The sequence below is a fragment of the Acinetobacter sp. GN11 genome, assembly GCF_054823985.1.
Genome location: NZ_JRVL01000078.1, coordinates 1 through 12,748, shown reverse-complemented (window position 1 = coordinate 12,748; position 12,748 = coordinate 1). Strand labels below are relative to the sequence as shown.

The following is a 12,748-nucleotide window of genomic DNA, read 5'->3' as shown; positions in this document are numbered from 1 at the left end:
ATGTCAGAATATTCTGAATCACTCTCTCATCAGTTTTAATACGGTTATCTGAATTATGGCAATTCCACAACATACGATTGATCAAATTTTAGATCGCACAGATATTGTCGATTTGATTGGTCAGCGTGTGAAACTGAAAAAGACGGGACGTACATATTCCGGCTGTTGCCCTTTTCATCAAGAAAAATCCCCATCGTTCCATGTCTATCGTGACAAGCAGTATTATCACTGCTTTGGATGCCAAGCCAACGGTAACGCGATCCGTTTTCTAATGGACATTGATAACCGAAATTTTATAGATGTAATGAAAGAGTTATCGAGTAGCGCTGGAGTCGAATTACCTAAAGATAATACTGAAAATAAAAAGCTGTCTTATACCCGCCAGGTTACGAAAGCACCAGTTGCTAAAGCAAATACAGCAGAGCCTGTAACTCCAACTCAGCAACAACCAACTGATGAAAGCTATAACACGCTTGAACCTGTATTTTTTGATGACCCATTTGCTCAATTTGAGCAGCCTTTTAGTTTTGATGAACCAGTTCAAGAAGGTAATTTATATGACTTACTGGAAAATATTGCTCAGTTCTATGAGCACCAATTACCTAATAGTCAAAAGGCAAAAAATTATTTTAAACAACGTGGCTTAACCAATCAGACTATTCAGTTTTGGCGCTTGGGCTATGCTCCAGAAGACTGGCAACATTTAGAAAAAGCTTTTCCTTATGACATTGATGGTTTAAAACAACTTGGACTTATCCGTTCAAGCGATAATGGACGTGATTTTGACTTATTACGCGACCGCGTTATTTTCCCAATTCGAGACCCTAAAGGCCGTGTCGTTGGTTTTGGTGGTCGTGCATTAAATGATGAAATCAAACCCAAATACATCAACTCGCCAGACTCAGAAGTCTTTCATAAGAATCAGCTACTTTACGGGCTTTATGAAGGTAGAAAACTTAAATCTAGCGACTGGTTAATGGTTGAAGGTTACATGGATGTAATTGCACTTCAGCAATATGGCATTACAGGAGCCGTTGCAACTTTAGGGACTGCAAGTAATACAGAACATCTTAATATTTTATTTAAACAAAATAGCCGTATTACCATTGCTTTTGATGGCGATGCTGCGGGTCAAAAAGCAGCACGCAGAACGTTAGAAATTGCCTTACCACTTCTCAATGATGGGCGCGAACTCAAATTTTTCGTGCTACCGAATGACCACGATCCTGACTCTCTTATCCGTCGTGAAGGGCTTGAAAATTTCCAGAAACTATTACAACAAGCCCCTCTTCTGTCTGATTTTGTCTTTGCCCATTTAACGGGTCAACACGACATTAGCACCCCAGAAGGCAAAAGCTTAGTCATGGGAGAACTCAGAGAACTGACTGAACTATTACCCAAACAGGGCTCTTTCCGTTATTTACTCAATCAGTCTTTCCGTGAAAAACTCGGATTGGGTAAACGTTTTACCCCACAAATCAGCCATGATGCCTCGCTCTCATTTAACATTCACACTAAAGATGAAGACTTCGCGATTGCAATTTTAATGAATCACCCTTTTCTTTATATTCATTTTGAAGGGTTACGTGCCTATATTCAGCAAGATGAATTGTTGGCAAAAGTTCTGGCTATTTTAAATCGTATTTTTGATGACTTACCGGATGATCAAGAGTTAGCAACTTATTATGTGCTTGGTGCTTGTAGTAGTTATTGCCATGAAATTGCTGATATTATGCAAAGAACCAATATACAGGCATTAACACAGGCACCTGAAGTGGCTGACAAGTTAGCTCAAGAATATGCTTTAGGCCTAAAAGAAAGATATTTACGTCAAAAGCTTAAGTCGCCAATTTCACTGATTGAATCAAGAAACTTAAGGCAGCAACTCAATGAACTCACAAAACAAATTAGTTTAAGACTGCTGTCTTAATGTTTTGGCTTACGCTCATGATCAAACACATCCTGTAAATGCTGTTGTAACCATTCTAAATAATCAGGATTTTCTGCCTTGGCAGCTTCGCGTAGCAGAATAGAAGTCGGATGCATCAGCTTTTGCGTCAAACGATGCGCGAATTGCTGTAATACTTGTTCAGCACTCTCACCATGATGCAAAGCCTCTAATGCATGCGTAAGCTCTTGTTGGCTAATTTCTTCACTATGTTGGCGGTAAGCGTGAATTGTACTGCCAGCCTCTTTAACTTTTTGATGAGTAATAAGCTGGGTAGCTAGCTGATTAACCATGACTTCTGCTTCAACAGCGGCCTGGCGTCGTTGAGCAAGGTTCTCATCAATCACGCTTTGTAAATCATCAACACCATACAAATAGACACCATCAAGCGCTTCAACTTTAGGATCTATATCACGAGGCACTGCTAAATCAACCATTAACATTTGTTGATAACGACGTTTCTTTAATGCAGCCTTAACATCTGGATAAGCGATAACTTGATATAAGCTGCCAGTACAACTCGACACAACATCAGCACGATACAAATTTTCAGCCAATGCTGCAAAATCAATAATTTCAACTTCAACTTGATGTGAAATCTCTTGAGCCAATTGGTCAGCACGCTCACGGCTACGATTACAAATAATAATTTTAGCGACGCCCATTTCAGCCAAATGTTTAGCAACCAAACTATTCATTTCACCCGCAGCAACAACCATTACTGTAAGTTTTTCTGGCTTACTAAAGACCTGTAAAGCTAATTGTGCAACCGCATACCCCATCGAAACGGCATGACTTCCTACCGCCGTTTCGGAACGTACACGTTTAGCAGCATAAAAAGCATATTCAAAAACACTGTTTAATTCAGGAGAGACCGTTTGGGCTTCTTTAGACAATGCTAAAGCACTTTTAACCTGCCCTAAAATTTGCGGCTCACCTAACATGAGAGAGTCTAGACCACTCGCCACTCGCATTAAATGTGTAATTGCCTGCGTGTTCTCGTAACGATAAACATGATGAATTAAGTGCTGTACATCAATATTATTGGCATCAGCTAACCATTTCAGAAGGCTCTCGGCATTTTCCGCCATGGCATAAACTTCTGTGCGGTTACACGTCGAAACGACCACCAAATCCTTTAAGTTTTGATGATGTTTTTGTTCGGCAAACAAACGACTTAATCGCTCTGCATTGAAAGCAATTTTTTCGCGGAGTTCGACAGAAGCTGTTTGATGGTTGACACCCAATGCAAAGAAAGACATATCAGATCATCATTTCGCTAAATTTATGCTATTGTGCAACATCGGTGTCATAAAAAGCATTACTTTGGATCAATAAAAATTGCGTCAAATGAATAGCCGTATTAATTTTAACGGTGCTTCGATAAGACAGTATTCTACCACATTCTTATTGTTAGGTAGCATGTCCTCGCATGTCTATGCACGTCCTGTGCAAGAGACCTATGCCGTGCATTCATTTGATCAGGCATTAGAGCAAACTATGGTCGCTGAATTTGCTCTGGCTTATGATGATATTCCTAACGCTCTGCACAATTACACAGTCCTCGCAATTAAAAGTAACTCTACTTCAATTAAACAGCGAGCTTTAGACGTTGCTCTTGAATATAATGATTTTCAAGCCGCTTTAAACATTGCTACACATTGGGTAGCTCAAGAACCCAAAGATGTACCTGCTTTATTTTATTTGTCGCATATCGCTTTAAAAACTCATGAATACCAGCTTGCCGCTGAAACATTAGATAAAATTTTAAAAATAGATCCAACTGCTGATTTAGAACAAATTTTAGCGAGTATTGCCCCAGAAAATGCTCAAGATCGAGATGTATTATTAACAGCTTTACGTTCTAGTGCAGAAAAAGACAACCCTTCTATTTTAGCGCTCATCGCCAACTTAGAAGCCCAAAATGGACAATTAGAATCAGCTCTAACCAACATTAACAAAGCATTACGCCGACGTCCTAAAGTGACGAGCTTTATTTTAATGAAAGCAAATCTACTCATTGCTCTTAGCGATCAAGAAGGCGCGCTTAAATGGTATGCAAAATCCAGCCGTAAATATAAGAAAAATTTAGACATTCGTTTAGCAGAAATCCGCTATCTTATACAACTGAATCAATCTCAACTGGCTTTAGAAAAGCTCGAAAACGTTATAGAAGCTAATCCTAAAGCTGAAGAAGCATTGTTTATTGCAGGCTTAACCAGTATTGATTTAAAGCAATATGACAAAGCAGAACAATATCTTGTTGACCTACGGAACTCTGCAAAATATCAAAATGAAGCTTATTACTATTTAGCCATTAATGCAGAACGCAAACAGCATTATGAAACCGCAAAAGCTTACTATCGTTTAGTTGATGGCAGCTTATACGTTGTTTCTAGACGTAATTTGATTGCGATTTATGATAAGCAGGATAATTTACACGATGCTTTACGGTTCCTCACTCAAGAACGCGTAAATTACCCTCAACATGCAAGTTTCTTATATCAAGCTCAAGCTGAAATTTTAAAGAAAATGGGCAATAAAAAAGCTGCCTTAAATTTATTAGATGAAGCGATAAAGAATTTACCGGATGATCCGGAACTCATTTACGCAGAAGTTTTATTACTTGATCCATATACTGACCGCGATAAACTCGACAAAACATTAAAGCAATTATTACAACTTGAGCCTAACAGTCCAACTTACCTCAATGCATATGCTTATACACTAGCCTTACAAAACCGTAGGTTGAAAGAAGCACGTCAATATGCAGAACAAGCCTTAGAATATGCGCCGGAACAGGCCTCAATTCTAGATACGCTTGGCTATATTGCATTTTTACAGAATGATTATGAAGGTGCAGCAGAAGCGTTGGGCAAAGCTTATGAACTTAGTCACAATATAAATATTGGCGTTCGCTATGCTAAAGCCCTGTATATGCAAGGATCATTAACTCAATTTAGCGCTGTGTTACAACAACTGAAACAAAAACATGCCAATGATCCACAATTACAACAGCTTGATGCGTTAATTTTACCTACATCTGCAAAAAAGAGTTAAATATATGAGCAAATTTGCCCAACTGTGCACAGCGATCTGTGGGTCAAGTGTATTATTTCTAACCGGTTGTCAGCATTTTACTCAACCTAAACCAGCGATTATCCAACAAGTTCAAGATGAAAAACACTTCAATTTACAAGGTAAAATCGGGGTTCGCACACCCCAACAAACTGGTAGTGCTTTTTTCACATGGGTTCAACAACAAGATAATTTTGATATTGAATTAAGCGGCATTTTAGGTGTAGGAAAAACTCAAATTCAGGGTAAACCTGGTGAAGTGAAGTTAAATAGTTCAAAAACTGGATTAATTACTGCTGCCTCTCCAGAAGAACTTTTAGAGCGTGCAACTGGTTGGCAGGCACCAATCACTCATTTAACGAGCTGGATTTTGGCCAAACCAGCAACTTTAAGTGCTCAGATCAGTAAAGATAATGAAAATCGTATAAACCAACTCATTGAAGATGGTTGGACGGTCAATTTCAGCTATGATGGCGAACAAACTTTGCCAAACAAGCTAGTTTTAAAGCAAGCGCTTGCTGAAGATAAAGAAAACCGTATTACAATGGTCATCCAAAACCGCTAAATCTAATTATATAAATCTATGATTCGAGTTCCTTCTCCAGCTAAACTCAACCTGTTTTTACATATTACGGGCCGACGCGAAAATGGTTATCATGAGCTACAAACCATTTTCCAACTTATTGATTTATATGACTGGATGACATTTACGCCGACTTCGGATGAACAAATTAAAATTGATGGATTGAGTGAAGTCCAGCCTGAAGACAACCTGATTTATCGGGCTGCTCAAATTCTAAGACCACATGCAAAAAAGTTCTGCGGTCTACACATCAAAATTGAAAAAAATATTCCAATGGGTGCAGGTCTGGGCGGAGGTTCATCCAATGCTGCCACAACCCTGATTGTGTTAAATCAATTATGGGAATGTGGATTAAATCAGGAACAACTTGCGGACTATGGGGTGAGGCTGGGTGCCGATGTTCCTATTTTTATTTATGGTAAAAATGCATGGGCTGAAGGTATAGGTGAACATTTATCATTCATAGACTTAGATCAAAAACAGTTCATTATTTTAAAACCTGATTGTTTTATCAGCACTCAATTGCTTTTTTCACAAAAAACATTGACAAGAGACTCTAAGACCACTAAATTTTGCGCCTATCAGTTAGAACCTTCTAATTTTGGAAATAACTTTGAGCCATTAGCTCGGCAGTTATACCCTGAAGTAGAAGAAGCAATGCGATATTTAGACCAGTTTGGTCAAGCAAAGCTTACAGGTACAGGTGCTTGTGTTTTTATTGAAGTAACGAATGAAATGAATATTGATGAAATTCTTAAGCATTCACCATGTAAATCTTACTTGGTAAATAGTTTAAACGAATCTCCTCTTAATCATTTTAAGGTTACACGTTAGGGGCGTCGCCAAGTGGTAAGGCACCGGGTTTTGATCTCGGCATCCGTTGGTTCGAATCCAGCCGCCCCTGCCAACCTCACCTGTAATGATGATTATATTAGGGGCGTCGCCAAGTGGTAAGGCACCGGGTTTTGATCTCGGCATCCGTTGGTTCGAATCCAGCCGCCCCTGCCATTCTCTTATTTTAAAGACAGACTTAATTGCTATGCTTTTTGTTGATTAATCTTGACATTGCATTGCAAAAATATTAAAGTTCTGCCGCATTAGGGGCGTCGCCAAGTGGTAAGGCACCGGGTTTTGATCTCGGCATCCGTTGGTTCGAATCCAGCCGCCCCTGCCATCTATTTAATTACATACCAACCGCCAAGGGTGCTTCATGCCCAATCTTGTCGTTTTTAGTGGAAATGCTCATCCACAGTTCGCTCAAAAAGTCGTAAGTCACTTACATATTCCTCTAGGTGCTGCATCAGTCGGTCACTTTTCTGATGGAGAAATTTCAGTAGAAATTACTGAAAATGTTCGTGGTAAAGACGTATTTATCGTTCAGCCTACTTGTGCCCCTACCAATGATAACCTTATGGAAATCTTGGTCATGGCAGATGCTTTGCGTCGTGCAAGTGCTGGTCGTATTACAGCCGTTATCCCGTATTTTGGTTATGCTCGCCAAGACCGTCGCCCACGTTCTGCACGTGTGCCGATTACAGCTAAAGTTGTTGCAGACATGCTTACCACTGTTGGTATTGATCGTGTCGTAATGATTGACTTACATGCTGACCAAATTCAGGGTTTCTTCGATATTCCAGTCGACAACATCTATGGTACTCCTGCTTTGCTTGCTGACTTACGTCAACAATCGCATGATAACCTTATGGTGGTTTCTCCTGACGTTGGTGGCGTAGTACGTGCTCGTGCCGTTGCCAAACAGATGGGTGACATCGATTTAGCAATTATTGATAAACGTCGTCAAAAAGCCAATGAATCGCAAGTTATGCATTTAATTGGTGACGTAAAAGATCGTGATTGCGTTATCGTAGATGACATGGTTGATACTGCCGGCACATTGTGTAAAGCAGCTGATGCGCTTAAGCAATTTGGTGCACGCCGTGTAGTTGCATACGCAACTCACCCTGTACTTTCTGGCAAGGCTATTGAAAACTTACGTAATTCAGTTATTGATGAATTGGTTGTCACTGACACTATTCCTCTTTCTGAAGAAGCACTAACCTTGGGCAAAATCCGTCAGGTTTCTGTTGCTAGCATGGTTGCTGAAACGATTCGTCGTATTAATAACGAAGAGTCTATCAGTGCAATGTTCGATAGTTTATAATACCGCAGCTTTTATGAACCCTGGCCTTGGCTGGGGTTTTCTATCACTAAACTGGTCGCAAGTTTAGTCTATTTAACTTTAATGAGGATTTACTCATGTCAAACTTCGTATTAAACGCTCAAGCGCGTGCTGAAGACAAACAAGGGAAAGGTGCGAGCCGCCGCCTTCGTCACGAAGCATTAATTCCAGCTATCATTTATGGTGGCAATGCTGAGCCTGTAGCTATTACTTTAGAACTTCGTCAGCTTGTAAAAGCTTTAGAAAACAATGCTTTCTTTGAAGAAGTTATAGAAATCCAAGTTGGCGACAAAGTTGAAAACGTTAAAATCCAAGCGTTACAACGTCACCCAGCTAAAAACACTCCTATGCACGCTGACTTCAAACGCGCATAAGTGTTGAAAGGCGTAGATTAGTGTCAAATATTTCGCTAATTGTTGGTTTGGGCAATCCTGGTTCAGAATATGCCCAAACCCGCCATAATGCAGGCTTTTGGTTCATTGAACAGCTTGCTAATAAATATGGCATTACATTAAAAAATGATCCGAAATTTCACGGAATCAGCGGACGTGGTAATATAGAAGGACACGATGTCCGTCTACTTCTACCCACTACATTTATGAACCGTTCTGGACAAAGTGTAGTTCCATTTGCAAAATTTTATCAAATTGCTCCTGAAGCAATTTTGATTGCTCATGATGAACTTGATATGAACCCTGGTGTAATTCGTCTAAAAACAGGCGGAGGACATGGTGGTCATAATGGTTTACGTGACATTGTCCCTCATATTGGTCCAAATTTTCATCGTTTACGTATTGGTATCGGACATCCTGGCTCAAAAGAGCGAGTTTCAGGTCATGTACTTGGGAAAGCACCAAGTAGTGAACAAAGTCTGATGGATGCAGCAATTGATCATGCCCTTTCTAAAGTGAAATTACTTGTTCAAGGACAAGTTCCACAGGCCATGAATCAAATTAATGTGTATAAACCAACTTAAATTGTTGAACAATCAAGCTTGCTATCTTGCTTTTTTAGGAGCAAAATGCGCATCAGCCACTTTGCCAACAGCAAAAGCTAAAGATTTCACCATAAGATCTTACTCTTAGGTCTACTCAGGAGACGCTAGCCATGCTATCTCGTTTATTAAAATGCAAAATTCACCGCGCAGTTGTAACCCATGCTGAACTTCACTATGAAGGTTCTTGTGCAATTGATGGCGTATTGATGGACTTAGCTGGTATTCGTGAATATGAAGAAATTCATGTTTGGAATGTAACCAATGGCAAACGCTTCACGACCTATGCTATTCGTGGTGAAGACAACTCTGGAATTATTTCAGTAAATGGTGGCGCTGCACATCAAGCAGATGTCGGTGATTTAGTGATTATTGCTACATTTGGTGATTTTACTGAAGCTGAAGCAAATATTCATAAACCACGTTTGGTCTATGCTAATCCAAATAATACAGTCAACCACACAGCGAATTGTATTCCTGTTCAAGTTGCCTAATTTATTCTAAGAATAAAAAAAGCCCGCATTGACGGGCTTTTATCATTTTATAAATCCTAAATCGTTCCTTCCCACCAGTTCTTTTGCTGTTTGCAATTTAATGGTTGAAGCCCCTCTCCTCGCAAATCAAACAGAATCGCCTCTCCTTTTGTATTTACCTTAAATTCAGCATACTTTGCTTTCTGATAGCATTGGGCTAGACCTTCGGCAAACAAGAAACTTCGTGAAGCGGGATATAAAGCCTGTAAACGATTTTCAGGATTTTTTAAAATTAAACTTTGTCCAGCAAATGAATTGTTAATATCTAAAATTGTACGAACTACTCGATTTTGTGAATCCAAAATAACTTTTGCTGGAACAGAAGAATGATTAAAAATTACCTGATCTAGAGCCTCACTCTCACTTCCTGCAAGAGCTTTAAGAGATTGTAAATTTAACTCATAAGCCAGTGCCATATAGTCACCTTGTAAAATTGAACGCGGATCAACTGGCTTAAGTTCAATAAAAATACTTTTACTATGATGCAGATGCCATTCATTTTTCGCTATCAATCCTACAAAGATTAATATAGTGGCTAATGTAAGAATAAGAGAAAAATACTTTTTCATTCTTTCTCTCCTTCAACTTCAACGAGATCATCTTTATTTTCACGATGAAGTAACCATGACAGAGCCAAGAGAACAGTACCAGAAATAAAAATCGATGCACTCTTTGCCAAAAAAGTTATTTGTAAGTTGTAATAAAGCTGCCAAAGTACTAAAACAAATACTGCTAGAGTGACACCATAAACAATATAATCTTTCCTTTTTAACGCCCATGTTAAAATAATAAGCAGGATGAAAATTTCAAAATAGCCAAGTGTAATAAGTACTACACCAAAAATTAAAAAGGCGAAAAAAGTAATTCCCTGAAGTTGCCTATATAAATGAAAAATACTAAAGCACAACAACCATATACTAGGCAGTAAATATAAAATCCTTATCTGCTGATCTATCGAGTTTTCTGGAACCAACCCCATAAAAGCATCAAAGAAAGAAGCTACTAAAATTACTGCAAGTACACATAACAAAATACTACGCTCATATAGAACTATTGGTCCACTCTTAGGCAAGAGTACCAAGCTAAAAACCAAGTAGCTGAGCAAAGTTAAATTTAAATAGATCTGAGTAGAATGTATTGACCACAATGAATGGTCTAGTTGCAGCAAATAGATAAAAGCTATGCCATATGTAGCGAGCATTTGAATTAAAATGAAGAACCAGTGCGGTTTAAGGAAATAACTCACAAATAGAATAAAAATCTGCGCAATTAAAACCCATAAAATTTGATCTGTTTCTGAACCAAGATGAAATAAAAAAGCAGTCTGCCCACTAATAAATAAACAATAGGCAAATTGGCGAATGAAGTGATGTTGAGATTTTTTCAATAAAATAGCAGCTATAAAAACAAAAATAGCTCCTATAACTAAAGAAACAGCTTCCCAAAATACTAGTGTAAAAGCAGCGAGTGCCAGACCTGCAAGCCAAGCACCAATTGCTAAAGGAATCACATAAAAGCGGCTTTGACGAAAGATTTTTATTAGAAAATAACTAATTAATGCAAACCAAATAAAAATAATGCCCGCAATTAATAAAAAGATGAACTCATTAGAATCTTTAAATAAGTTATTAATGCCATCTACAAGCCATATTGTTGCGGTCACACCGAGAACGGCAGCCATTAAACTGGCACATAGCTGATCGTCTTTTTTAAAAAAATAATAAAAAGCGATTATTCCAGCAAAGAAAGCCGAGATCAGGTAAGGAATATGTTCACTTGATAAAAACTGGATCATTCCCGTTATTGAAATAACGGCAAACCAAGCGATAAAGACGAAACGTAAAGCAGGATATCTCTTTATACATATCCAAAACTCGATAAGGCTTAATAAATTTATAGCGAATAGATATAAATAAGGAAATTTTTCTGACCAAAAAGTCTGCTTAAAAAATAAAAAAAGTGTGAGCTGACTGGTAATACAAATTAAAGCAAAGATTCCAATATTCGGTCGATATAGCCACGGCAGTAAAAGTAATGTCCAAATTAAGAAAAGCAGATAACTGTCTGCACCAGTTTGATAAACCTGCCCAATTACAGCCAAACTTAAGCCTACCATCAAACCGCAAACACCATGTAAAGTCTGCCTAACTCCTTCACTTAAGGTATCTTTTACGCTGAACCATGCTGTCACAAGTAATATAAGTGGTGGGATGGCTAGCTGAATACTGTCTGGAAGCATTAACCAGTTAGCAGCAATTAAATAAAGAATACTGACCGCCATAAATACATAACTGAAAATATGGAGATGCTGAATAAATAAAGTATTCCTGAGGGGATAATCGTCTCTTATCTGCATGAAACACCTATTTTATTTATAATTTTCTATAAAAAAACATAGCATTCCATTTTCATATCAACAAGTAAGCTCTTGTTAAAAAGCTTATTTCCATTTATGAAAATACTTATTCATAAAGAAACTTAGCATTCTACAAATGCATCTAGCCAATTTTATCAAGCGCGCTATAATAAAACCCATCGCTTCAGGGCGGGGTGTAATTCCCCACCGGTGGTAAAGTTAATTTTTATAAATAGATTAACAAGCCCACGAGCTTAAATTATGTAATTTGAGCAGATTTGGTGAAACTCCAAAGCCGACGGTATAGTCCGGATGAAAGAAGACGACGAACTGGGATAAATCCGTTTTATTTCAGTGCCAGCCTGTTTTTACATCAGTCCTGAAATGTTCAACCGTATTTTTACGAGAGCGTTTCATTATGTCTAGCTTAATTCAACCAGAACTTTTTTTCTCAGCCCTCTCTCCTGCTGAGCAACGCATTCAACAAGCATTAGAAGATATCCGTCAAGGCAAACCTGTCTTGGTTATGGATGACTTTGATCGCGAAAATGAAGCAGATTTAATTGTTGCAGCCGAAACTTTAACAGTAGAAACAATGGCACGCATGATTCGTGATGGTTCAGGTATTGTATGTTTATGCCTGACAGAAGAGCTAGCAGATCATCTAGAACTCCCACCAATGGTTTCTCACAACTCAAGCCAGTTTCATACCGCTTTTACAGTCACTATTGAAGCAGCTCAAGGTGTTACCACAGGTGTTTCTGCTAAAGACCGTGTGACTACCATTCAAACCGCAATTAAAGATGGTGTTGTCCCAAGTGATCTTAACCGTCCGGGCCATGTTTTTCCTTTACGTGCCCGTAATGGTGGAGTGCTTACTCGTCGAGGTCATACCGAGGGAACAATTGATCTAGCAAGATTAGCTGGGCTTAAACCCGCTGGCGTGTTATGCGAATTAACTAACCCAGATGGCACTATGGCATCAGGCATTCAAGTATTGGCATATGCTCAAACTCATCATCTAACTGTGATTACAATTGAAGAACTTGTCCAATACCGCCAACAACACGGTATTTA

12 protein-coding genes, 3 tRNA genes and 1 riboswitch are annotated in these 12,748 nt (G+C 38.7%); of the genes, 12 read left to right on the top strand and 3 right to left on the bottom strand.

Features of this window, described 5'->3' with window-relative positions; all coding sequences use genetic code 11:
* Window positions 1–55: 55 nt before the first annotated feature.
* On the top strand, window positions 56–1,930 hold the full coding sequence (locus tag NL42_RS08710) for a DNA primase (protein ID WP_461312465.1): 1,875 nt from the start codon (window positions 56–58) through the stop codon (window positions 1,928–1,930).
* Here the strand turns inward: NL42_RS08710 and hemA are convergent.
* Window positions 1,927–3,210: a glutamyl-tRNA reductase gene (hemA, locus tag NL42_RS08705; RefSeq protein ID WP_461312464.1), complete on the bottom strand. Its 1,284-nt coding sequence runs from the start codon at window positions 3,208–3,210 to the stop codon at window positions 1,927–1,929. The two genes, NL42_RS08710 and hemA, sit on opposite strands and share 4 nt — an antisense overlap.
* Window positions 3,211–3,298: 88 nt before the next feature.
* Between hemA and NL42_RS08700 the strand changes: the two genes are divergently transcribed.
* From NL42_RS08700 to panD, 10 genes are all read left to right on the top strand, one after another.
* Window positions 3,299–5,008: a tetratricopeptide repeat protein gene (locus NL42_RS08700; RefSeq protein WP_461312466.1), complete on the top strand. Its 1,710-nt coding sequence runs from the start codon at window positions 3,299–3,301 to the stop codon at window positions 5,006–5,008.
* Window positions 5,009–5,012: 4 nt separating this feature from the next.
* Entirely contained in the window at window positions 5,013–5,591 is a 579-nt protein-coding gene (gene lolB / locus NL42_RS08695; RefSeq protein ID WP_461312463.1) for a lipoprotein insertase outer membrane protein LolB, read from the top strand.
* A gap of 18 nt (window positions 5,592–5,609) precedes the next feature.
* On the top strand, window positions 5,610–6,443 hold the full coding sequence (gene ispE / locus NL42_RS08690; RefSeq protein WP_461312462.1) for a 4-(cytidine 5'-diphospho)-2-C-methyl-D-erythritol kinase: 834 nt from the start codon (window positions 5,610–5,612) through the stop codon (window positions 6,441–6,443).
* Window positions 6,442–6,516 (top strand) — tRNA-Gln (locus tag NL42_RS08685). Before ispE ends, NL42_RS08685 begins: the two co-directional genes overlap by 2 nt.
* Window positions 6,517–6,542: 26 nt before the next feature.
* A tRNA-Gln gene (locus NL42_RS08680) sits at window positions 6,543–6,617 on the top strand.
* A 91-nt stretch (window positions 6,618–6,708) separates the two neighbouring features.
* Window positions 6,709–6,783 (top strand) — tRNA-Gln (locus NL42_RS08675).
* A 36-nt stretch (window positions 6,784–6,819) separates the two neighbouring features.
* On the top strand, window positions 6,820–7,770 hold the full coding sequence (locus NL42_RS08670) for a ribose-phosphate pyrophosphokinase (RefSeq protein ID WP_003653329.1): 951 nt from the start codon (window positions 6,820–6,822) through the stop codon (window positions 7,768–7,770).
* A 95-nt stretch (window positions 7,771–7,865) separates the two neighbouring features.
* Window positions 7,866–8,162 (top strand): 50S ribosomal protein L25, encoded by a 297-nt coding sequence (rplY, locus tag NL42_RS08665; protein ID WP_004641581.1) that lies wholly within the window; start codon window positions 7,866–7,868, stop codon window positions 8,160–8,162.
* Window positions 8,163–8,182: 20 nt separating this feature from the next.
* Window positions 8,183–8,764, top strand: a complete 582-nt coding sequence (pth, locus tag NL42_RS08660; RefSeq protein ID WP_461312461.1) for an aminoacyl-tRNA hydrolase — start codon at window positions 8,183–8,185, stop codon at window positions 8,762–8,764.
* A 131-nt stretch (window positions 8,765–8,895) separates the two neighbouring features.
* Window positions 8,896–9,276 (top strand): aspartate 1-decarboxylase, encoded by a 381-nt coding sequence (panD, locus tag NL42_RS08655; protein ID WP_002120296.1) that lies wholly within the window; start codon window positions 8,896–8,898, stop codon window positions 9,274–9,276.
* Between the two features lie 56 nt (window positions 9,277–9,332).
* On the opposite strand, the gene NL42_RS08650 is transcribed toward panD, so the two are convergent.
* Together NL42_RS08650 and NL42_RS08645 are read right to left on the bottom strand one after the other, a co-directional pair.
* A complete protein-coding gene (locus tag NL42_RS08650) occupies window positions 9,333–9,884 on the bottom strand; it encodes a GDYXXLXY domain-containing protein (protein WP_461312460.1) in 552 nt (183 codons plus the stop codon).
* Window positions 9,881–11,671, bottom strand: a complete 1,791-nt coding sequence (locus tag NL42_RS08645; RefSeq protein ID WP_461312459.1) for a DUF2157 domain-containing protein — start codon at window positions 11,669–11,671, stop codon at window positions 9,881–9,883. The genes NL42_RS08650 and NL42_RS08645 overlap by 4 nt, the downstream gene beginning before the upstream one ends.
* Before the next feature lie 177 nt (window positions 11,672–11,848).
* Window positions 11,849–11,999, top strand: a riboswitch (FMN riboswitch).
* A 90-nt stretch (window positions 12,000–12,089) separates the two neighbouring features.
* On the opposite strand from NL42_RS08645, the gene ribB reads away from it, so the two are divergent.
* On the top strand, window positions 12,090–12,748 hold a 659-nt coding region (gene ribB, locus NL42_RS08640), incomplete at its 3' end, for a 3,4-dihydroxy-2-butanone-4-phosphate synthase (protein WP_016139075.1).